This window comes from Flavobacterium suncheonense GH29-5 = DSM 17707, from assembly GCF_000430025.1.
Taxonomy (GTDB): domain Bacteria; phylum Bacteroidota; class Bacteroidia; order Flavobacteriales; family Flavobacteriaceae; genus Flavobacterium; species Flavobacterium suncheonense.
The window spans coordinates 1-20572 of the sequence record NZ_AUCZ01000011.1 but is presented as its reverse complement, the minus strand read 5'-3'; the positions used below and the strand labels follow the sequence as shown (position 1 = coordinate 20572).

At 40.2% G+C, this 20572-nt stretch carries 22 protein-coding genes; 14 read left to right on the top strand and 8 right to left on the bottom strand.

Features of this window, described 5'->3' with window-relative positions:
- Positions 1-24: 24 nt before the first annotated feature.
- On the bottom strand, positions 25-1077 hold the full coding sequence (locus G498_RS0107750; protein ID WP_205619172.1) for an RluA family pseudouridine synthase: 1053 nt from the start codon (positions 1075-1077) through the stop codon (positions 25-27).
- A complete protein-coding gene (locus G498_RS0107745) occupies positions 1067-1699 on the bottom strand; it encodes a PASTA domain-containing protein (protein WP_026980659.1) in 633 nt (210 codons plus the stop codon). Before G498_RS0107745 ends, G498_RS0107750 begins: the two co-directional genes overlap by 11 nt.
- A gap of 191 nt (positions 1700-1890) precedes the next feature.
- Between G498_RS0107745 and G498_RS0107740 the strand changes: the two genes are divergently transcribed.
- From G498_RS0107740 to G498_RS0107730, 3 genes are read left to right on the top strand one after another with little or no spacing between them, the layout of a single operon-like run.
- Positions 1891-2865: a D-alanine--D-alanine ligase gene (locus tag G498_RS0107740; protein WP_026980658.1), complete on the top strand. Its 975-nt coding sequence runs from the start codon at positions 1891-1893 to the stop codon at positions 2863-2865.
- A gap of 4 nt (positions 2866-2869) precedes the next feature.
- A complete protein-coding gene (coaD, locus tag G498_RS0107735) occupies positions 2870-3325 on the top strand; it encodes a pantetheine-phosphate adenylyltransferase (protein ID WP_026980657.1) in 456 nt (151 codons plus the stop codon).
- A gap of 2 nt (positions 3326-3327) precedes the next feature.
- Complete coding sequence (locus G498_RS0107730; protein ID WP_026980656.1) at positions 3328-5058, top strand: M14 family zinc carboxypeptidase; 1731 nt, start codon at positions 3328-3330, stop codon at positions 5056-5058.
- 9 nt (positions 5059-5067) lie between these two features.
- Here the strand turns inward: G498_RS0107730 and G498_RS0107725 are convergent, their stop codons facing one another.
- On the bottom strand, positions 5068-5670 hold the full coding sequence (locus G498_RS0107725) for an NUDIX hydrolase (RefSeq protein WP_026980655.1): 603 nt from the start codon (positions 5668-5670) through the stop codon (positions 5068-5070).
- Between the two features lie 7 nt (positions 5671-5677).
- Here G498_RS0107725 and pyrE point away from each other — a divergent pair, with 7 nt between their 5' ends.
- Entirely contained in the window at positions 5678-6325 is a 648-nt protein-coding gene (pyrE, locus tag G498_RS0107720; RefSeq protein WP_026980654.1) for an orotate phosphoribosyltransferase, read from the top strand.
- A 94-nt stretch (positions 6326-6419) separates the two neighbouring features.
- The gene (locus G498_RS0107715; RefSeq protein WP_026980653.1) at positions 6420-6812 is read left to right on the top strand and encodes a hypothetical protein; all 393 of its coding nucleotides are present in this window, start codon (positions 6420-6422) and stop codon (positions 6810-6812) included.
- A 49-nt stretch (positions 6813-6861) separates the two neighbouring features.
- Here the strand turns inward: G498_RS0107715 and G498_RS0107710 are convergent, their stop codons facing one another.
- Positions 6862-7221: a hypothetical protein gene (locus tag G498_RS0107710; protein WP_026980652.1), complete on the bottom strand. Its 360-nt coding sequence runs from the start codon at positions 7219-7221 to the stop codon at positions 6862-6864.
- A 9-nt stretch (positions 7222-7230) separates the two neighbouring features.
- Positions 7231-7962, bottom strand: coding sequence for a biotin--[acetyl-CoA-carboxylase] ligase (locus G498_RS0107705; protein WP_026980651.1), 732 nt, complete (start codon positions 7960-7962; stop codon positions 7231-7233).
- A 94-nt stretch (positions 7963-8056) separates the two neighbouring features.
- On the opposite strand from G498_RS0107705, the gene rsfS reads away from it, so the two are divergent.
- The 7 genes from rsfS (at position 8057) to G498_RS14825 (ending at position 13671) form a co-directional block, all read left to right on the top strand.
- The gene (rsfS, locus tag G498_RS0107700; RefSeq protein ID WP_026980650.1) at positions 8057-8428 is read left to right on the top strand and encodes a ribosome silencing factor; all 372 of its coding nucleotides are present in this window, start codon (positions 8057-8059) and stop codon (positions 8426-8428) included.
- A 15-nt stretch (positions 8429-8443) separates the two neighbouring features.
- Positions 8444-10384, top strand: a complete 1941-nt coding sequence (gene ftsH, locus G498_RS0107695) for an ATP-dependent zinc metalloprotease FtsH (protein ID WP_026980649.1) — start codon at positions 8444-8446, stop codon at positions 10382-10384.
- A gap of 111 nt (positions 10385-10495) precedes the next feature.
- Positions 10496-11101 (top strand): hypothetical protein, encoded by a 606-nt coding sequence (locus G498_RS0107690; protein ID WP_026980648.1) that lies wholly within the window; start codon positions 10496-10498, stop codon positions 11099-11101.
- Position 11102: 1 nt separating this feature from the next.
- Positions 11103-11921 (top strand): phosphatidate cytidylyltransferase, encoded by an 819-nt coding sequence (locus G498_RS0107685; RefSeq protein ID WP_026980647.1) that lies wholly within the window; start codon positions 11103-11105, stop codon positions 11919-11921.
- Positions 11902-12564 (top strand): phosphatidylserine decarboxylase family protein, encoded by a 663-nt coding sequence (locus G498_RS0107680; protein WP_035744648.1) that lies wholly within the window; start codon positions 11902-11904, stop codon positions 12562-12564. Before G498_RS0107685 ends, G498_RS0107680 begins: the two co-directional genes overlap by 20 nt.
- A complete protein-coding gene (locus tag G498_RS0107675; RefSeq protein WP_026980645.1) occupies positions 12564-12848 on the top strand; it encodes an acyl-CoA-binding protein in 285 nt (94 codons plus the stop codon). The genes G498_RS0107680 and G498_RS0107675 overlap by 1 nt, the downstream gene beginning before the upstream one ends.
- Positions 12849-12885: 37 nt before the next feature.
- Positions 12886-13671 (top strand): superoxide dismutase, encoded by a 786-nt coding sequence (locus tag G498_RS14825; RefSeq protein WP_035744643.1) that lies wholly within the window; start codon positions 12886-12888, stop codon positions 13669-13671.
- A gap of 64 nt (positions 13672-13735) precedes the next feature.
- Here the strand turns inward: G498_RS14825 and G498_RS0107665 are convergent, their stop codons facing one another.
- Positions 13736-16363, bottom strand: a complete 2628-nt coding sequence (locus G498_RS0107665; RefSeq protein ID WP_026980644.1) for a valine--tRNA ligase — start codon at positions 16361-16363, stop codon at positions 13736-13738.
- 316 nt (positions 16364-16679) lie between these two features.
- On the opposite strand from G498_RS0107665, the gene G498_RS0107660 reads away from it, so the two are divergent.
- The gene (locus tag G498_RS0107660; protein WP_026980643.1) at positions 16680-17114 is read left to right on the top strand and encodes a DUF1573 domain-containing protein; all 435 of its coding nucleotides are present in this window, start codon (positions 16680-16682) and stop codon (positions 17112-17114) included.
- 51 nt (positions 17115-17165) lie between these two features.
- Here the strand turns inward: G498_RS0107660 and G498_RS0107655 are convergent, their stop codons facing one another.
- Positions 17166-18485 carry a PDZ domain-containing protein gene (locus G498_RS0107655; protein WP_026980642.1) on the bottom strand — a complete coding sequence of 440 codons (1320 nt, stop codon included), beginning with the start codon at positions 18483-18485 and terminating at the stop codon, positions 17166-17168.
- A gap of 126 nt (positions 18486-18611) precedes the next feature.
- Between G498_RS0107655 and G498_RS0107650 the strand changes: the two genes are divergently transcribed.
- Complete coding sequence (locus tag G498_RS0107650) at positions 18612-19802, top strand: pyridoxal phosphate-dependent aminotransferase (protein WP_026980641.1); 1191 nt, start codon at positions 18612-18614, stop codon at positions 19800-19802.
- A gap of 231 nt (positions 19803-20033) precedes the next feature.
- Here G498_RS0107650 and G498_RS0107645 read toward each other — a convergent pair.
- On the bottom strand, positions 20034-20572 hold a 539-nt coding region (locus G498_RS0107645), incomplete at its 5' end, for a T9SS type B sorting domain-containing protein (protein ID WP_154656447.1).

The following is a 20572-nucleotide window of genomic DNA, read 5'->3' as shown; positions in this document are numbered from 1 at the left end:
TCCCTCTTGCAAGGGATTCTTCATTTAATTTTCTTCGTCAGGCGTATGCGATTTGGAATAGGTACGCCATTTTTCGATACATTCCACAATATCGTTCGGAATTTCAGAATCAAAACGCATGAATTCTTTGGTAACCGGATGTTCAAAACCCAAAGTCTTGGCATGTAGTGCCTGTCGCGGCAGTATTTTGAAACAATTCTCTACAAACTGTTTGTATTTGGTAAAAGTCGTACCCTTCAAAATTGCATCACCTCCGTAACGTTCGTCGTTAAATAAGGTGTGCCCGATGTGTTTCATATGCACGCGAATCTGGTGCGTCCGGCCGGTTTCCAGCTTACAGGAAACTAAGGTAACATAACCAAATCGTTCTAAAACTTTATAGTGTGTTATGGCCGGTTTACCTTTGTCTTCGTCCGTAAAAACAGCCATTTGCATACGGTTTACGGGATGACGGTCGATGTTACCTTCTATGGTTCCCTCTTCGTTGTCGATATTTCCCCAAACCAAGGCTACATATTCTCTTTCGGAGGTTTTTTCGGCAAATTGTCTGGAAAGATAATCCATAGCCAGTTCTGTTTTAGCCACTACCAAAAGTCCTGAAGTATCTTTATCGATACGGTGTACCAATCCGGGGCGTTCACTGCTGTTCATCGGCAGATTGTCAAAATGATACGCCAAAGCATTCACCAAAGTTCCGGAATAATTGCCGTGACCGGGATGCACCACCATACCGGCGGGCTTGTTGACTACAATTAACTGATCGTCTTCGTAAACAATATCCAACGGAATATTCTCCCCTTTTAACAGGTGTTCATAAGGCGGATGTTCTAACCGAACTGTTACAATATCGTTGGGCTTTACTTTGTAATTGGATTTTACCGGAACGTCATTCACAAAAATATTTCCGGAATCGGCAGCTTTCTGAATTTTGTTGCGTGTTGTATTCTCGATAAGGTTCATCAGAAACTTATCGATGCGAAGCGCCTGCTGTCCTTTTGAGACTTCAAACCGATGGTGTTCAAACAGCACGTCATCGTCATCAAAATCGTCCTGTTCTGTATCGATATTATTCTGCATTATTAAGATCTTCCTCCGTTGGTACTAAAATTTCATGGGTATTAACGCTGTCCAGTTCCTCGTCGTTAAAACCTGTTTTTCCGTCTCCCAAAACAAAGTCAATTTTAGAATTTTTCAGGATTCGGTCGCCTGCTTTTATCTTTTTCCCGCCCTGTTTTACTTCCAGAACAACGTCTTTGGCCATGTATTCCACATATTTCACATCGCCTTCCTGCACCCCTAAAGCTCTTAAGGTAGACAAAGCCTGACGGTAGGTTTTCTGCACCAGATCTGGCATGGTTACTTTTGCATAACCTCCGGAATTGATTTTAACATACACTTTTCTGCCGTCTTTCACGGTAACTCCAGCCAGTGGATCTTGTTCTACTACCGAATAAGGAGGAAAGGCCGGATTGTAATCTACTGTATCCAACAGGTGAAATTCCAAACCAATATCATCCAAACGTTCTTCGGCTTTTTCAACGCTCATTTTAGCTAAATTCGGCACGGGAATTTCTTCGCCGTGGTTGGTCGCCACGCTTAAAAATTTCATTACACCAAATACAAAGGCTAACGTAATCAGTAAGGCTAACGCTAAATGTTTAAAAAATACCGGGCTCGTTAAGAATTTTTTCCAACTCATGGTTTTGGGTTTTGGGCAAAGATATAAAATACTACACATTTTTGTTTCTTCCGAAAAAAGTAATTGTTTGCCAAAGGTCGTCTGGAATACACATTTTGATTTTTATCGTTAGAAAAATATTTTTTGATGCGGGTTTCAACAAATAGTAATAATTTTGTAGGAACTAGTACTTATCAAATAACGAACAATATATGAAAAATGTTGCCATCATCATGGGAGGCTATTCCAGTGAGTATCAGATATCGCTGAAAAGCGGAAATGTAGTGTACAACTTTCTGGACAAATCCAGTTATAAAGCCTACCGCATCCATATTTTTAAAGAAAAATGGGTAATGGTGGATGAAAACGAAAACGAATTCCCGGTAAACCGCCACGATTTTTCAGTGAATTATGCCGGTGTTAAAGTAACGTTTGACGTGGTTTTCAATGCGATTCACGGCACGCCCGGAGAAGACGGCTTAATGCAGGCTTACTTCGAACTGTTGGGCATTCCGCAAACTTCCTGCGATTACTATCAGGCGGCTTTAACGTTCAACAAACGCGATTTGCTGTCGGTTTTAAAACCTTACGGAATCAAAACGGCCACTTCTTTTTATCTGGACAAAGGCGATGAAATAAATGAGGACGAAATCATCAAAACCTTAGGACTGCCTTTGTTCGTGAAACCAAATAAATCGGGTTCCAGTTTTGGTATTTCCAAAGTAAAATCAAAAGAAGAACTACTTCCTGCGATTGAAAATGCCTATAAAGAAGACAGCGAAATCATCATCGAAAGTTTTTTGGACGGAACGGAAGTTTCGGTGGGCGTCATCAATTATAAAGGCGCAACAACCGTTTTACCGATTACCGAAATTGTTTCCGAAAACGACTTTTTCGATTACGAAGCGAAGTATTTAGGAAAATCCCAGGAAATCACTCCTGCCCGATTGTCGGACGATGTTCGCGTAAAAGTGGAAGCGGTAGCCAAAAAAGCGTACGAAGTTTTAAAAATGAAAGGGTTTTCAAGAAGCGAATTCATCATCGTAAATGGCGAACCTTATATGCTGGAAATGAACACCATTCCGGGTTTAACTACCGAAAGTATTCTGCCGCAACAGGCTAAAGAAGCCGGGATTTCATTAACGGAATTGTTTAGCAATGCTATTGAATTGGCATTAAAACCATAATCTGATGAGAAAAGCAATCTTCCCCGGTTCCTTCGATCCGATCACTTTAGGACATTATGACATCATCAAAAGAGCTTTGCCCCTGTTTGACGAAATTGTCGTTGCCATTGGTATCAATGCCGAAAAGAAATATATGTTTTCGCTGGAAGACCGCAAAGCTTTTATCGAAAATTCTTTTAAAAACGAACCGAAAGTTTCTGTCGTTACTTATGAAGGATTAACCATTGATTTGTGCCATAAATTAGGTGCTCAGTTCATTCTCAGAGGTTTGCGCAACCCGGCCGATTTTGAATTTGAAAAAGCCATCGCCCACACCAACCGCCAACTGTCGGACATTGAAACCATTTTCCTTCTTACCGCTATCGATACCTCGCACATCAGTTCGAGTATTGTCCGTGATGTTATCCGAAACGGCGGTGATTATACCATTTTAGTTCCCGAATCTGTTAAAGTAAAATAACCATGAAATCATTTTTCGGCTTTCTTTTGTTAGCAGTAAGTTCCGCATTTGCACAACAAACCGATTTAAAAACGCCTTACGAAAAAGGAAACGGCAACCAGTCTGCAACCTATCAGGAAGTGATTGACTACTATCAGAAACTCGACAAGGCTTTTGAAACCGTTTCCATGAAAACCATGGGCATAACCGACAGCGGCGAGCCTTTGCATATCGTAACGTACAATCCGGACAAGAATTTCGATTTTCTTTCGATACATTCTTCAAAAAAAAATGTACTGTTAATCAACAACGGAATCCATCCCGGCGAAACTGACGGAATTGATGCCACCATGCTTTTCCTGAAAGATTTGGCGACCGGAAAACTGACAGCTCCGGAAAACACCGTAGTGGTGGCTATCCCCGTTTATAATATCGGAGGCGCTCTGAACCGAAATTCGACCTCAAGAGTAAACCAAAACGGCCCGGAAGCGTATGGTTTTAGAGGCAATGCGCGAAATTTTGACTTAAACCGTGATTTCATCAAATCGGATACTAAGAATTCGAGAAGTTTTCAGGTGTTGTTCCAGATGGTGAATCCGGAAGTTTTTATCGACAACCATGTGAGTAATGGTGCAGATTATCAGTACACTCTAACGTATATCAGCACACATTACCAGAAATTAGGCGGATATCTGAGTATTTTTTTCAACGGCATGATGGTACCGGCTATTTTAAAGGATCTGAAATCCAAAGCCATAGAATCTGTACCTTATGTAAACATTTACAACGATACTCCGGAACACGGTTTTGCCAAAAATATGGACAGTCCGCGTTTTTCAACCGGTTACGCTTCGATGTTTAACACGATGGGCTTTATGGTGGAAACACACATGCTGAAACCTTATCACGAACGCGTAAGAGCTACCTATGAATTCATGCATTCCACTTTAGATTATATGGACAAGAACAATCTGGTTATCAAAAAACAGCGAAAAGACAACTGGACCTATTTTAAACCCAATACCAAATACACCGTTCAATGGGAAATTGATTCTGCCAAAGTGACTGAAATTCCTTTTTTGGGATACGAAGGCAATTACAAACCCAGCGATGTTTCCAAAAAACCGAGATTGTATTACGATCGCAGCAAGCCTTTCAAAAAACAAATTCCGTTCTACGAAGTGTACAAGCCGAAGAAAGAAATTGTGATTCCGCAGGCCTATGTAATTCCGAAAGAACAATGGGAAGTAATCGATTTGCTGAAAATCAACAAAATCGAAATGAGCACAATTAAAAACGACACAACCATAACGGTGGAAAGTTATAAAATTACCGATTACAAAACCGGAAAAGAACCGTTTGAAGGACACTATCCGCATTACAATACTTCGGTAGCCGCTTCAACGGAAAAAATCAAATTCAACAAAGGCGATATCATTGTAAAGACGCAGCAGCGCAACGTAAAATACCTTCTGGAAACGTTAGAACCGGAAGCTACCGATTCGTTTTTTAACTGGAATTTCTTCGATGCCATTTTACAACAGAAAGAATACTATTCTCCTTATGTTTTTGAAGATTTAGCCAAGAAAATTTTAGATGAAAATCCAAAAATAAAAGCCGAACTGGAAAAGAAACGCAAAGAAGACAACGCTTTCGCCGATAACGGAGCCGCTCAGCTGGATTGGGTATACAAAAACTCCAAATATTTCGAAAAGGCCTATCTGCACTATCCGATTTACAGAATCCAATACTAAAAAAAGCTCCTAAATCAGGAGCTTTTCTTCTTCAAAGAGTAACTTAATATTTTCATAGGAATTCTCCAAGGCTTCCCTTATTTGCTTGGGCTGCATCCAGACTACTTCTTCAATGCCTTCGTCCGCCTGACCTTTTGGTGTTCCGGAAAAATCGGTTTTCATTTCAAACCAGTGCGTTATTTTTAGTTTGTATTGCCCATTGCGTTTAAAAACGTGATAGGTTTTCTGCAGTTTTCCGGTTATTTTCAAACCTGTAACTCCGGTTTCTTCTTCTACTTCCCGAATAGCAGTTTCCTCGATGGATTCTCCTTTTTCAATTCCGCCTTTGGGTAAATCCCATTTTCCGTTACGGAAGATAAAAAGCACTTCGCCGTTCTTATTGTAAACCAATCCGCCTCCTGCTTTTACCACGGGAATCTTCTCTTTCAGCTTGGTCATGATTTCTCTTTCGTCGGGATGGTATAAAAATGCCTTGTCAATTTTATTCTGAAACATTTTTACAATAATCTGCTTGATATCAACACTTTCCAGAAGAAAAAGCTGAAAATCGGTTTCCTTAACAACTTGATTTGTTAGGAAAAGTGGCTTATCGTTTACAAAAACTTTATACATTTGTAGTATGATTTTTAACACAGACACAGCTAAAAAAACAGCCGAATTGCTTTTACAAATAAACGCAATTAAATTAAATCCTAAAAATCCTTTTACGTGGGCTTCAGGCTGGAAGTCTCCGATTTATTGCGACAACCGCATAACACTCTCATTTCCACCCATCCGAAATTATCTTCGAGAGGAATTTGCCAAAAATATTGAAAAACAATTTGGTAAACCCGATGTAATTGCGGGAGTTGCCACAGGAGCCATCGGAATTGGCATGCTTGTTGCGGAAATTATGGGGCTTCCGTTTGTATATGTACGTCCGGAACCTAAAAAACACGGCCGTCAGAATCAGGTGGAAGGTTTTCTGCAAAAAGGGCAAACCGTTGTGGTAGTGGAAGATTTGATTAGTACCGGAAAAAGCAGTTTACAGGCCATTGAAGCCTTACGTGAAGCCGGAGCTGTGGTAAAAGGCATGGTGGCCATTTTCACTTACGGTTTTGATGTAGCCGAAGAAAATTGCAGGGAGGCCAATCTGGAAGTGTTTACTTTAGGGAATTACGACACGCTTTTGGAAGAAGCTGTAGCCCGACAGTACATTACGGAAGAAGAGCACGAAACGCTTAAAGAATGGCGCAAAAGTCCTTCAACCTGGAATGTTGAAGTGTAACTTTTAGTTTTGTTTCTGCAGTTTGCCATCGGAAGAAAAGCTGAAAAATAACATTTTTCCATACAAGAATACATAATTTGAAAATCTTAAAATAATGAATTTAGAAAGTCCAAAAGTTAGCGTTGAAAAATCTCCGGAGTATTTGTTCGAGGCGCTAACCGATGTAAAGAATTTTGAAAAATTAATGCCGGATTCCATTGCCAAATTTGAGGTTTTGGATGAAAACGCCTTTATCTTCGGATTAAAAGGCATGCCGGAAATCAAATTGAAAATGAAAGACAAAGTGGCACCAAACAAAGTGGTTTTAGGAGCTGCCAGCGACAAATTGCCTTTCACGTTAACGGCTAACATCAATGCTTTAACAGCAACTACTTCGGAAGTACAGTTACTTTTCAACGGCGACTTCAACCCGATGATGGCCATGATGATTAAAGGTCCCATTTCAAAATTTATTGAAACACTGGCACAAAACATGAACAAACTGTAAAAAACCTGTTCCTTATAAAAAAACCTCTCCGTTTCGAGAGGTTTTCTTTTTATAATACGTTTGTAAAAATCGTTTCTGCCGTTAGCGTTACCATCAGATCGTTACCGTAATCGCCCTGCGCCACATTCAGATTTCCGTTAATGCTTGACGTTTGGCCTTCGAGAAAACAAATTTCATATACCGGTTCATCCTCATCATTGATAAAAACAATTCTTCCGTTCTTCGTTTGGCCGGCCACATTGTAAAACCAATCGTTAAGCACCTTATCCAGCTTTGTTATTTTAATCTGAACGGTAAAGGTATTGTCTGTCGGATAGGCTTCCAGCCCTGCTCCTCTGTTATACGAATTGAACGTACTGTTAATTAAAGGGTACTTCTTCCCTTCCACTTCTAAAATCAATTTGCTCATGACTTTCTTTTAATACAACAATATTACTTCTTTAATTCCATATTCGGTTATCAAATCGTTTTCGAGTAAAACTTCGAGTTTTCCGTTGCAGTTTACGCCCTGAATAATCCCCATGAAACGCAAACCGCTGGTATCTTCAAAGGATACGGGAACTCCTTTTCGGAAGAGCATGGCATCGTAAATCTTCCAGAATTGTTCGTGATTCCCGCTCTGAAGTAAAGCCAGATTGAGTTTTAATTTTTCAAGAACCGAAGTTAAAACAGCTTCCTTGTCAAAAACCTTTCCTGTGATGCTGAACAAAGATCCAGCTTTAGGCAAATCCGTAAATTCAACTTGGTTGACATTCAGACCAATGCCGACTATGGAAAAAATTTCGCCATCGCTTTTCAGGATGTTTTCAATTAAAATACCGCCAATTTTTCGGTTTTCTGCCAAAATGTCGTTAGGCCATTTAATAGCTAAATCCGGAATTGAAAATAATTTTAACGCCTCTGCAATACTAACCGCAACGGCAACATTCAAATGAAAAACCGATTGAATATCCAACAGCAAATCCCTTACCAACACGCTGAAAGTAAGGTTTTTACCAGATTGCACTTCCCAAATCGAGCCCATCTGACCTTTACCCCCGGTCTGGTTTTCCGCCACGACAACCGTAAAATTTTCGAGATACTGCCTTGACAGCTTTTCTTTTAAAAAGTCGTTCGTGGAAGGTATGGCATCGAGTTTGATTATATTCATAAAAATTATTACCCGTTAAGTAGTTTAATCTTATGTTAAGATGTCAAAATTAACTACAAAAATGGTAACTTTGCGAAAAACACAGAAAATATAAATGGCGGTAAAAGAGATTAACAACGATGAATTACTAGCGAATATCATCAAAGGGATTGAAGACGTAAAAGGAAACGATATAGATATTTTAGATTTAAGAGCAATAGATAACACCGTGTGCGATTATTTCGTGATTTGCAACGGTAACTCCAACACTCAAGTAAATGCTATTGCCAATTCTGTTCAGAAAGTAGTATCCAAAGAACTGAAAGACAAACCTTGGCATGTGGAAGGTTCCGAAAATGCCGAGTGGATTCTTATGGACTATGTGAGCATTGTCGTTCACGTATTCCAGAAACAGATTCGCGAATATTACAACATTGAAAGCCTTTGGGGTGATGCCAAAATCACGTCCATCGAAAACAAATACTAACAACCACATTATTACATGTCAAAAGATAAGAAACCTACTCCGAATAAGATTAAAATCAGTCCGTGGTTATTATACGGTGCTGCTCTTTTGATTTTGATTGCCATACAGATTGTATCCAGCGGATCCAATTTTCAGGAAGTAAAACCAACCAGTATTTCCAAATTTTATCAGTTTTTGGATTCCGGTCAGGTAAACAAAGTCGTTTACAACAAAACTACAGCTCAGGTATATCTGAAAAAAGAAGCGCTGGCCAGTAAAACGCACAGTAAAATACAAAAGGAAACCTTACTGGGAAAAGAAAATACAGGACCTCACTACTCGTTTGATATCGGAACAAACAATGAACTTTTTCAGAAAAAACTTGAGGAAGCCAGACAATCCGGAAAATTAAACGATTACGCATCCGAACCGGACAGTAACTGGGGAGAAATCCTTATTACCTACTTGCCTTTAATCATCATTATCGGTTTTTGGATTTATATGATGCGACGCATGTCCGGCGGTGGCGGCGGTGGTGGTGGCGGTCAGATTTTCTCCATTGGTAAATCGAAAGCAAAACTGTTTGATGAGAAAAACGACGTAAAAGTTACTTTTAAGGATGTAGCCGGTTTAGAAGGTGCAAAAGAAGAAATTCAGGAAATTGTAGAATTCCTTAAAAACCCGGAAAAATATACCGAATTAGGTGGTAAAATCCCGAAAGGAGCTTTACTTGTAGGACCTCCGGGAACCGGAAAAACCTTATTAGCCAAAGCTGTGGCAGGAGAAGCCAAAGTACCATTCTTCTCTCTTTCCGGATCGGATTTCGTGGAAATGTTTGTAGGCGTCGGAGCATCACGTGTGCGGGATTTGTTCAAACAAGCCAAAGAAAAAGCGCCTGCCATTATTTTCATCGATGAGATTGATGCTGTCGGACGTGCCCGCGGAAAAAACAATTTCTCCGGATCGAATGACGAACGCGAAAACACTTTAAACCAGTTACTTACAGAAATGGACGGTTTTGGAACCAACACCCACGTTATCGTGTTGGCCGCCACCAACCGCGCTGATATTCTGGATAAAGCCTTAATGCGTGCCGGACGTTTCGACCGTCAGATTTACGTGGATTTACCGGACATTCGTGAAAGAAAAGAAATTTTTGAAGTGCACCTGAAGCCGCTTAAAAAAGAAGAGGCTCTGGATACAGATTTCTTAGCCAAACAAACCCCTGGTTTTTCAGGAGCCGATATTGCCAATGTATGTAATGAAGCGGCGTTAATCGCGGCCCGAAAAAACAAAAAATCGGTGGGTAAACAAGACTTCCTTGATGCGGTAGACCGTATTATTGGCGGTTTAGAAAAGAAAAACAAAATCGTTACCCCGGAGGAAAAACGCGCTATCGCCATTCACGAAGCCGGTCATGCAACGGTAAGCTGGATGCTGGAACACGCTGCTCCGTTGGTAAAAGTAACCATTGTTCCGCGTGGACAAAGTTTGGGAGCGGCCTGGTATTTACCGGAGGAACGTCTAATCGTAAGACCGGAACAAATGCTGGACGAAATGTGTGCCACCATGGGCGGACGTGCGGCCGAAAAAGTGATTTTCGATAAAATTTCCACCGGCGCTTTAAGCGACTTGGAGAAAGTTACCAAACAGGCGCGCGCCATGGTTACGGTTTACGGATTAAACGATAAATTAGGAAATATTACCTATTACGATTCTTCTGGGCAAACGGATTATAACTTCTCGAAACCCTATTCGGAAGAAACCGCAAAAATTATCGATAAGGAAATCTCCGATTTAATCGAGAAAGAATACCAGCGGGCGATTTCAATTTTAAACGAAAACCGCGACAAACTGGTTCAATTAGCCGATATTCTTATTGAAAAAGAAGTGATTTTCAAAGATGATCTGGAAACTATTTTCGGAAAAAGACCTTTTGAAAAATCAGAAACAGAAGCAGTTACGGAAACAGAATAATCCTGTTAACTTTTTTTTTAGAAAAATCTTAATTCAATTGCTCGATTGAATTAAGATTTTTTTATCTTTGGTTGTTATCAAAGTTTAAAATTTCGAGATTTTATATAATTTATGAGTCTTTTCAGAAAGTTTTTTGGCGCCTCATCCGAAGATTCGAATGAAGAAAAAGACAAGGAGAAAACAAGTCCTTATCTACCGGATCCTGTGATGCCTATCGACGAATTATTTACCTATAAGTTCAAAAAAAACGGCGGTAAATTTTTGTATTGCGAAAATCTGAACGAAGTCCATGATAATTTCGAAAGTATTTTAGAGGAAAACGACTGGTTCGAAAAAGAAGCCATGTGTTTAGAACCAAAACTGTACAGCCTTCTGGATGAAAACAAACTGAATTATACTAATCCTCAAAACCCTGTGTTTCTTTTAGCCTCTTGTGAAAGCCTGATTGCAGACGAAGGTTCCATTCTTTTTTCATCTAACCAGATCAGACAGTTTAAACCTAACGATTTACCGGCAAACATCATTATTTTGGCCACCACAAGCCAGATTACCGGAAACAAGAGCGACGGCTTGCGTGAAATCAAAAAGAAATACGACAAGGAATACCCTACGAACATCACCACTTTTAAATATTTCGAAAAAGCCAAAGAGGAAGATTTCCTGCAATACGGAAGTTGTCCTAAAAACTTGTATTTACTGCTTTTAGAAGATTTATAGCATGCAGGAAAGCGTAACAAGAACACTTTCTGGAGTAGTGTACATACTGCTCTTGTTGTCTGCAACTTTATATTCCCAATATAGTTTTTCGTTGCTTTTCGGCATTTTCATGCTGATTTGCGTCGTGGAATTCTGCAAACTGATTCATTTAAAAAGTTCGGTTCCCATCCTTTTAGCTTTAGCGAGTTACATCATCTTTGTTTTCTTCAACACCGTAAATACTAAAACAGACATGCTGTTAACGTTGGCTACCCTATTCATTTCAGCAAATTTAATCCTTGATTTATTCGTTGAAAAAATGCGTCGGAAGGAAGATAAAATTGCAAAATTTGTCAAGCTCTTTGGCTATATCATTTTACCGTTTGTTTTACTGATGAAAATCCCTTTTGTAGACGGAGATTTTAACCCAAAAATCGTAATCGGTATTTTTATTTTAATCTGGACTAACGACACTTTTGCCTACATTGTCGGAAAATCGATGGGCAAACATAAATTATTGGAGCGCATCTCTCCTAAAAAGACTATTGAAGGCTTTATCGGCGGTCTTGTCTTCACCATGATTGGAAGTTATATCCTCAGTTGTTTTTTTACTTTTTTTTCGCATTCAACCTGGATTGTTACCGGCCTCATAATCGGATTGTTAGGCACTGTCGGGGATCTCATTGAATCAAAATTCAAACGAACTGCCGGCGTTAAAGACAGCGGAAAAATAATGCCTGGCCACGGAGGTGTCTTAGATCGCTTAGATAGTGTTATATTTGTAGTACCGTTTCTATATTTATTTTATCAAATTTTAAATTATGTTCATACAGTTTCATAAAGAAGGAGCAAAAATTATTCTGGGAGCCACATTCACAGCAACTGCTATTATTTTCTTAGCAGACGGGTTTATTTCGAGCAATTGGATTCGGATGGCTGTTCAGGTATTCACCTTGTTCATGTTAGTGATGATACTTCAGTTTTTCAGAAACCCGAAACGGATAACCACGATAAATGACCACCATATTATTGCACCTGTAGACGGAAAAGTTGTGGTAATCGAAGAAGTGTTTGAACCCGAATATTTTAAAGACAAACGAATGATGGTTTCCATCTTTATGTCGCCGATTAACGTACACGTTACGCGTTATGCAGTAAACGGTTTGGTAAAATTCAGCAAATACCATCCGGGAAAATATTTAGTTGCCTGGCATCCAAAAGCGAGCGAAGAAAACGAAAGAACAACAGTAGTAATTGAAAACCGAATATTCGGGGAAATTTTATACCGACAGATCGCCGGAGCTTTGGCACGCCGTATCGTTAATTACGCTAAAGAAGGCATGCAGGTTGTTCAGGGTACCGATGCCGGTTTCATTAAATTTGGTTCGAGAGTGGATTTATACCTTCCACTGGGAACCGAAATCAATGTAAAACTGAACCAAAAAGCTGTAGGCGGAAAAACTATCATTGCAATTAAAAAGTAATGGATTCTAAAGAACTGGACAGATTATTCGATGAGGCTTTTAAAAATGCCCAATTAATACCGCAGGCTTCGGTTCCGATAGACCAGCAGTTGGTGTTGTATGGCTTATACAAACAGGCTACATCAGACGATTCCGAGCAGTTTTTTTTCCGACAGGATTCCCATAACATCCGAAGTGCTTTCAAATTAAACGCCTGGATGCAGGTAAACAACCTTACAGCGGCAGAAGCAAAAAAACAATACATCGACATTATCAATAATCTAATGAAAGAACGAAATTTGTAACCGGATTTCGTTTTTTTCTTTTAAATCAAATATCAATATGAAGTTGCACAAACTTTTCCTTTTAGGTCTGGCAGTAATCACTCTTGCTTCCTGTCGCAATAAAAGCAATCTGGAAGAAGTGGTTCAGATTCCGGAACCAGAAGCACAGGAAACCCAATCCGTTTACGGTAATCCTGCCGATGTTAAAGCGGAAAAAGGAAAATTCAAAATGCACGGCTTACCGTATGCTTACACCGCTTTGGAACCTTATTTGGATGCCCGTACCATGGAAATTCATTATTCCCGTCATCACCTGAGCTATTGTAACAATTTAAACAAAGCCATTAAAGGTACCGATTTGGAAAACTGGACGTTAGAGCAAATTCTGAAAAACGGAGACCCAAATAATGCGGAAGTTCGCAATAATGCAGGAGGCTATTATAACCACAATCTTTTTTGGGAAATTATGGCTCCGAAAACGGGAGGACAGCCTAAAGATACCCTTGCTGCTGCCATCAACAGGGATTTTGGCAGTTATGACAGTTTTAAAAATCAATTTGTTACAGCAGCGGGAAAACAGTTCGGCTCCGGTTGGGCCTGGCTGGTTGTAGATAAAACCGGTAAACTTGTTGTGGGAAGCACCCCAAACCAAGACAATCCACTGATGCCGGAAATGCCGGTAAAAGGCACACCCATTCTGTGTCTGGATGTTTGGGAACACGCTTACTATCTGAAATTTCAGAACCGACGCGGCGAATACATTTCCTCATTTTTTAATGTGGTCAATTGGACGGCGGTGGAAAAGAAATATGTGGAAGCGCTTAAACATGTCGTAAAACCGTAATTTGACATAACATAAAAAAAGTCCCAACTTCAACTGAACTCGGGACTTTTTAATTTTTCACTTCTTATTTCAGGCTAACTAAACTCTGCTCAATCGTAGCGATTTTTGCTAAAGCGTCGGCTTCTTTTTTGCGTTCCATTTCGATTACTTTCTCCGGTGCTCCGCCCACGAATTTCTCGTTGGACAATTTCGCCTGTACCGATTTTAAGAATCCTTTGGTGTAATTCAGCTCTTCGGTCAGTTTCGCAATTTCAGCCTCGATATCGATGTTTCCGGTAATCGGAATAAAATATTCGTTCGATTTTACGCGATACGACAATGCACCGTCTACTTTTTCCGAAACATACTCAAGATTTGATACGTTACACAATTTCCTGATAATAGAATCGAAGAAAACCGAAGCGTTCTCATGGTTTACCACTTTCAGCTCGATGGCATCTTTAAACGGAATGTTCTTGTCTTTTCGGATGGTTCTGATTCCGGAAATTACCTCTGTGGCAAAATCGAAATCGGCAATCAGTTTTTCGTTTGCTGATGTTACTTTCGGCCATTCTGCAACGATTAAGGCCTGCTCCGGAGTTCGTTCCGCAATGTGCTGCCAGATTTCTTCCGTTAAGAACGGCATGAACGGGTGCAACAATTTCAGGTTAGCCTCTAACATTTCAATCGCTTTGTTGAAGGTGGTACGGTCGATTGGCTGTTGGTAACCCGGTTTAATCATTTCCAGGAACCAAGAACAGAAATCGTCCCAAACCAGTTTGTAAATCGCCATTAAAGCATCGGAAATTCGGTATTTGTCGAAATTGTCTTCGATTTCCGCTAAGGTTTTCTGCAATTTTGCTTCGTACCATTCAATCGCCACTTTAGACGATTCCGGTTGGTCGATGTCAGCTACTTCCCATCCTTTGATCAGACGAAACGCATTCCAGATTTTATTGGCAAACGCTTTTCCCTGGTTGCACAATTCTTCGTCGAACAAAATATCGTTTCCGGCCGAAGCACTCAACAACAAACCACAACGAACGCCATCGGCACCGAATTTCTCAATCAAATCCAAAGGATCCGGTGAGTTTCCTAATGATTTTGACATTTTTCGGCCTTGCTTGTCACGTACCAAACCAGTTAAATATACATTACTGAATGGTTTTGCATCGGCATATTCGTAACCGGCAATGATCATACGGGCTACCCAGAAGAACAAAATGTCCGGTCCGGTAACCAAATCATTTGTCGGATAATAATATTTAAAGTCTTCGTTGTCAGGATTCATAATGCCTCCGAAAACCGCCATTGGCCATAACCAGGAAGAAAACCAGGTGTCTAATGCATCGGCATCTTGTTTTAAATCCGAAGCCTGAAGAGCTGCATTCCCTGTTCTTTGCTTAGCCAATTCCAAAGCTTCCGCCGGAGTTTCGGCTACTACGAAGTCCTCTTTGCCTTCTCCGTAATAGTAGGCCGGGATTTGCTGGCCCCACCACAACTGACGGGAAATGTTCCAGTCGCGGATGTTCTCCATCCAGTGACGGTAGGTATTGTTGAATCGTGAAGGGTATAATTTTACTTCTTCGGATTCCAGTACTGCTTTGATGGCCGGTTTTACCAAATCTTCCATTTTCAGGAACCACTGGTCGGACAAACGCGGTTCGATTACGGCTTTGGTTCTCTCAGAAGTACCTACTTTGTTTAAGTGATTTTCCACTTTTGCCAAAGCGCCAATCGCTTCCAATTCTTTGGAAATTTCTTCGCGAACCACGAAACGGTCTTTCCCCTGATAATGCAAGCCGAAGGAATTCAAGGTAGCGTCTTCGTTGAAAATATCGATGATTTCCAAATTGTGCTTATCGCCTAATTCTTTGTCATTTACGTCGTGAGCCGGTGTTACTTTCAGACAGCCGGTTCCGAATTCCATGTCTACGTATTCGTCGAAAATGATAGGAATAACGCGATTGCAGATGGGAACGATGGCTTTTTTGCCTTTCAGATGCTGGTAGCGCTCGTCTTCCGGGTGGATACAAATTGCCGTATCACCCAAAATTGTTTCCGGACGCGTGGTGGCGATGGTTACGAACTCGTTTGAACCTTCAATCTGATATTTTAAATGGTATAATTTTCCTTGTCGTTCTTCGTAGATTACTTCTTCGTCGGACAGGGTGGTTTTCGCTTCCGGATCCCAGTTTACCATGCGATACCCACGGTAAATCAAGCCTTTGTTGTACAAATCCACAAATGAACGGATTACCGAAGCGGTCATATCCGGATCCATGGTGAATTTGGTACGGTCCCAATCGCAGGAACAACCCAATTGTTTTAATTGCTCTAAGATGGTTCCGCCGTACTTTTCTGTCCATTCCCAGGCGTGTTTTAAGAATTCTTCGCGGGTTAAATCGTTTTTGTTGATACCTTCCGCTTTTAATTTGGCTACCACTTTTGCCTCAGTGGCAATGGAAGCGTGATCCGTTCCCGGTACCCAACACGCGTTGAAGCCTTTTAAACGGGCGCGACGGATTAATACGTCCTGAATGGTGTTGTTCAGCATGTGCCCCATGTGCAACACTCCGGTTACGTTTGGCGGCGGAATTACAATGGTATAAGGAGTTCTGTGGTCTGGCGTGGAATGAAAATACTTGTTCTGCATCCAGTAGTCGTACCACTTTTTTTCTACGAGTTTGGCTTCAAATTGAGCTGGTATCATGTTTTGTTATAAAATTAAGATTTGAAAGTTTAAACGTGATTTTAAACTTGAAAAAAGATTACAAAAATTCAATTCGCTTCCTCATTAGCCCCGATGGCAGCAACTACCTTGTAGTGCGTACAGCGGGAATAAGGTTCACAGACACAAGCCGTTGACTCGCTCCAAAAAAAGATTGATATGAAATAAACTTTGGTACACTTTTTGTAATTTATCTGCAAAAATAACGATAACGGACAAATAAAAAAAGTACGTTAAAATATTTGTTCGTTGTTTAAAACAATGTAATTTTACAAATAACAATTAAAAACGTATTGAAATGAAAAAATTATTAGGATTAGTAGCCATCTTAGCTTTCAGTGTTGCTTCTTATGCGCAAAAAGGACCTAAAATTGAGTTCAAAGCAAAAGATAACACCATTGATTATGGTACTGTAACTAAAGATTCAGACAACGGAATCAGAACTTTCGAGTTTACTAACACCGGTGATGCTCCTTTGATTATCACTAATGTTCAGTCTACTTGCGGTTGTACAGTTCCTTCTAAACCAACTGAGCCGATTATGCCAGGTAAAACCGGTAAAATTGACGTAAAATACAACATGAACCCAGGAAAAATCTCCAAAACCATTACAGTGGAATCTAACGCTGTGAATGTGGAAGGTGGTAAAGTTGCTTTGCGAATTAAAGGTGAAGTTATCGTAAAAGAAGAGAAAAATGTATTGGAAAAAGCTAAAGTTGGTCCGCAATCGTAACCACTTTACTTCATAAAATCTGGAAAAGTCCGCAAATGCGGACTTTTTTATTTAGAGGATCTTCTTAAGTTGAAATTTTACTTTCTTTTCAACGCCCTTACGTTCGATATCAAGCGTAATGAATTTTCCGTCTTCGGCCTGCAGCATCTGATCAATGCGCTGTTTGGAGAGATTGGAAATGTTTTTCCCGTCAATTCTAAGTACAACATCTCCAACAAGCAAACCGGCTTTATCGGCTGGTGAATCTTTCCGGATGGTTCCAATTTCAAAAATTGGTTTTAAGGTGAATTGATACCGCAAACTACTTTTATCAAAAATTATATCGTTAACATTGAGCGCATTTTTGGCACTTGGATCCCTGTTTAATTCACCTCTGACCCATTGCACACCGGCGTGATGAATTTCCAGACCACTCATGTTGTAATTGAACGGATCATCGTAGTAACTGTTCTTTTTCAGGAAAACCTGACTGCCCTGAAAGTCTAAAAAAATTGTAAATCTTTTTAAAATTCCGCCTCCGATAGAACCGTTTCGCTTATTTATCAGTCTCAACTGCTTGTATGAAGCTGTATCGGGATAAGATACTAAAGGGGAATTCAATTTAAATTTTGAAAACTCTATTTCATCCAAACGCGATTTTTTACCCAAAACAGTACCGCCAATTCCTTCCCCCAAAACATCATTAAAATACTTATCATTCGCTTTTATCGAATCGTTTTCGAACAACCACAACCCATCACCCAATCCGGTGTCAATCAGCAATTTGAGATTATGCTCCTTTTGATCTAATTTTGTCTTTACATCCAGATAAGGCCGATCTTTTACAATGGTGATTGGAAAACGGGTGAAGGATTTCATTTTTTTTGATTCCAGCACTTTTTTATCCCTGTACAACGTAATTTTTTTTCGGACATAATCAATCTGAACTACATGATTCGTAAAGAAAGAATAGCCTAAGATTCCGTTAACCGGAATTCCGATTCTTGAAGAAAAATTCAGGTTTTCATCGAGAATGATAAGCAAATTAAAGCCTTTTTGTACATAATCCCCGCCAACTTTAGCAACGTTATTTTCCGAAAAAATACCTTCGGCAATTTCCTCATTACCCAAACCTGATATTTTAATTTTTCGGGTGTTAAATAATTGTATGGAATCATTTTCCGGAAAGCTGAACAAAAGCGAAGGCTCTGAACCTGAATCCAGTAACATGTTCAGTTTTGTATTGTTTATTTCCATCGGAATGATAATAAGGTTGTCCACAAAGGTGAAGGGAATCACAATCTTATCTTTTTCTGATTCCCACTGAAAGCCTTTCTGTCCGTATGCAAATACCGATATAAAAAAGAACCACAGGAAATAAACAATTCGCATAAACTCTCTTTTTCTGAAAATTACTACATTAAATCAAAAATTCCTATCATTTTTAAAAATTTATAACAGTTCATTTTTCCAAAATCCTAAAAATAATCGCAAATTTGCAGGACAAAAAAACAAACCATGCCAAAAGTTTCAAACAAAGGAAAACAAATGCCGGAATCGCCTATCAGAAAGCTGGTTCCGTATTCTGAAATGGCCAAAAAGAAAGGTCACAAAGTATATCACTTAAACATCGGTCAGCCGGATATCAAAACGCCTGAAGTTGCGCTTAACGCTGTTAAAAATGCTAACATCGAAGTTTTGGAATACAGCCACTCTGCCGGTTTTGAAAGTTACCGAAATAAATTGGCCGCCTACTACCAAAAACACGGCTTACCAATCAACACCGCCGATATCATCATTACTACCGGTGGTTCCGAAGCGTTGCTTTTCGCCATGGGAAGCACTATGGATCAAGGCGATGAAATCATCATCCCGGAACCGTTTTATGCGAATTACAACGGTTTTTCAACGGCATCAGGCGTAAAAGTGGTACCGGTAATTTCTGGTATCGAAACCGGATTTGCGTTGCCTCCAATCTCCGATTTTGAGAAACTCATCACCCCAAAAACAAAGGCTATCTTAATCTGTAACCCCGGAAATCCAACCGGTTATTTATATTCCCAAGAAGAAATCCTGCAATTAGCCGAATTGGTAAAAAAACACGATTTGTTCCTGATTGCAGACGAAGTATACCGCGAATTTACGTATGACGGTTACACACACCATTCCGTGATGAATGTTCCGGGCTTGGAAGAACACGCCATCATGATTGACTCGGTTTCCAAACGTTACAGCATGTGCGGCGCCCGTATCGGATGCATCGTTTCCAAAAACAAAGAAGTAATGGCTACGGCTATGAAATTCGCACAGGCCCGTTTAAGCCCACCAACCTATGCACAAATTGCAAGCGAAGCCGCTTTAGACACACCGCAAAGTTATTTCGATGACGTTATTACCGAATACAAAGACCGTCGCGACACCTTAATCGCCGAGTTAAACAAAATTGAAGGCGTAACCGTTGCTACTCCAAAAGGAGCTTTCTATTGCATTGCCAAACTACCGGTTAAAAATGCCGATGATTTTGCACAATGGCTGCTGGAAGAATACGATTTCAACGGAGAAACGGTTATGGTCGCTCCTGCTGCCGGTTTCTATTCGACTCCGGGCGTTGGTTTAGACGAAGTCCGAATCGCTTACGTGCTCAAGAAAGAAGATTTAATAAAATCGGTTCAAATATTAAACGAAGCACTAAAAGCTTACAACAGTTAAAATCACAAGGCCTCTTACTACAGAGGCTTTTTTATTTTAGGAGCAGGACGATTTCCAATTCATAACAAAACCGGCTCCTGCTATCCGCTGTATTTTTTATACCTGTCAGGTATAAAAAGATGCCGCTCCTATCAGGGCTATAATAACGTTCCTTGCTTTAATGAGCGTTTCCTCTAAAAACACAAAAGCCACTCGAATGAGTGGCTTTTGTGTTTCTATATGCTAAGATGTTTATCGTTTCATAGAGAAGTGCGATTTGAAGATGCGTCCTGCACCATTCTCATCAAACTTCACCGTAAACCAATAGTCTGTCGATGGCAACAATTGTCCGTTGTACGTTCCGTCCCATCCGTTGCCCATTGGTGTAATCTGTTTAATCAGTTTTCCGTAACGGTCATAGATGTGAATCTCCGCTGCCTGATCAATGGTACGTAAAGACCAAATATTCCAAGTATCGTTAATTCCGTCTCCGTTTGGCGTGAAGAAATTAGGATAACTTACCGTGTTCACCACGCGGGTTTCATCGGTACATCCGGTTTGTCCTTCATCCTGAACCACTACCGTGTGCTCACCCGGTAAGACATACGGGAAGACATTGCTGCTCTGGAATTCGCCACCGTCTAAACTGTACACGAATGGTCCTGTTCCTCCAATTACCGTTACCGTGATGGTTTGCGTATCTGCAAAATAATTGCTCACCACCGCCTGAACATCCACTGCCGGATTCGATTCGGTTACCGTTACCGTTTTCATATAATTACAACCCGTAG

What these genes read in the sequence shown, in the direction of transcription:
- G498_RS0107750 (WP_205619172.1), bottom strand. Translation starts at nt 1,077, where the DNA reads ATGCAGAATAATATCGATACAGAACAGGACGATTTTGATGACGATGAC.
- G498_RS0107745 (WP_026980659.1), bottom strand. Translation starts at nt 1,699, where the DNA reads ATGAGTTGGAAAAAATTCTTAACGAGCCCGGTATTTTTTAAACATTTA.
- G498_RS0107740 (WP_026980658.1), top strand. Translation starts at nt 1,891, where the DNA reads ATGAAAAATGTTGCCATCATCATGGGAGGCTATTCCAGTGAGTATCAG.
- coaD (WP_026980657.1), top strand. Translation starts at nt 2,870, where the DNA reads ATGAGAAAAGCAATCTTCCCCGGTTCCTTCGATCCGATCACTTTAGGA.
- G498_RS0107730 (WP_026980656.1), top strand. Translation starts at nt 3,328, where the DNA reads ATGAAATCATTTTTCGGCTTTCTTTTGTTAGCAGTAAGTTCCGCATTT.
- G498_RS0107725 (WP_026980655.1), bottom strand. Translation starts at nt 5,670, where the DNA reads ATGTATAAAGTTTTTGTAAACGATAAGCCACTTTTCCTAACAAATCAA.
- pyrE (WP_026980654.1), top strand. Translation starts at nt 5,678, where the DNA reads ATGATTTTTAACACAGACACAGCTAAAAAAACAGCCGAATTGCTTTTA.
- G498_RS0107715 (WP_026980653.1), top strand. Translation starts at nt 6,420, where the DNA reads ATGAATTTAGAAAGTCCAAAAGTTAGCGTTGAAAAATCTCCGGAGTAT.
- G498_RS0107710 (WP_026980652.1), bottom strand. Translation starts at nt 7,221, where the DNA reads ATGAGCAAATTGATTTTAGAAGTGGAAGGGAAGAAGTACCCTTTAATT.
- G498_RS0107705 (WP_026980651.1), bottom strand. Translation starts at nt 7,962, where the DNA reads ATGAATATAATCAAACTCGATGCCATACCTTCCACGAACGACTTTTTA.
- rsfS (WP_026980650.1), top strand. Translation starts at nt 8,057, where the DNA reads ATGGCGGTAAAAGAGATTAACAACGATGAATTACTAGCGAATATCATC.
- ftsH (WP_026980649.1), top strand. Translation starts at nt 8,444, where the DNA reads ATGTCAAAAGATAAGAAACCTACTCCGAATAAGATTAAAATCAGTCCG.
- G498_RS0107690 (WP_026980648.1), top strand. Translation starts at nt 10,496, where the DNA reads ATGAGTCTTTTCAGAAAGTTTTTTGGCGCCTCATCCGAAGATTCGAAT.
- G498_RS0107685 (WP_026980647.1), top strand. Translation starts at nt 11,103, where the DNA reads ATGCAGGAAAGCGTAACAAGAACACTTTCTGGAGTAGTGTACATACTG.
- G498_RS0107680 (WP_035744648.1), top strand. Translation starts at nt 11,902, where the DNA reads ATGTTCATACAGTTTCATAAAGAAGGAGCAAAAATTATTCTGGGAGCC.
- G498_RS0107675 (WP_026980645.1), top strand. Translation starts at nt 12,564, where the DNA reads ATGGATTCTAAAGAACTGGACAGATTATTCGATGAGGCTTTTAAAAAT.
- G498_RS14825 (WP_035744643.1), top strand. Translation starts at nt 12,886, where the DNA reads ATGAAGTTGCACAAACTTTTCCTTTTAGGTCTGGCAGTAATCACTCTT.
- G498_RS0107665 (WP_026980644.1), bottom strand. Translation starts at nt 16,363, where the DNA reads ATGATACCAGCTCAATTTGAAGCCAAACTCGTAGAAAAAAAGTGGTAC.
- G498_RS0107660 (WP_026980643.1), top strand. Translation starts at nt 16,680, where the DNA reads ATGAAAAAATTATTAGGATTAGTAGCCATCTTAGCTTTCAGTGTTGCT.
- G498_RS0107655 (WP_026980642.1), bottom strand. Translation starts at nt 18,485, where the DNA reads ATGCGAATTGTTTATTTCCTGTGGTTCTTTTTTATATCGGTATTTGCA.
- G498_RS0107650 (WP_026980641.1), top strand. Translation starts at nt 18,612, where the DNA reads ATGCCAAAAGTTTCAAACAAAGGAAAACAAATGCCGGAATCGCCTATC.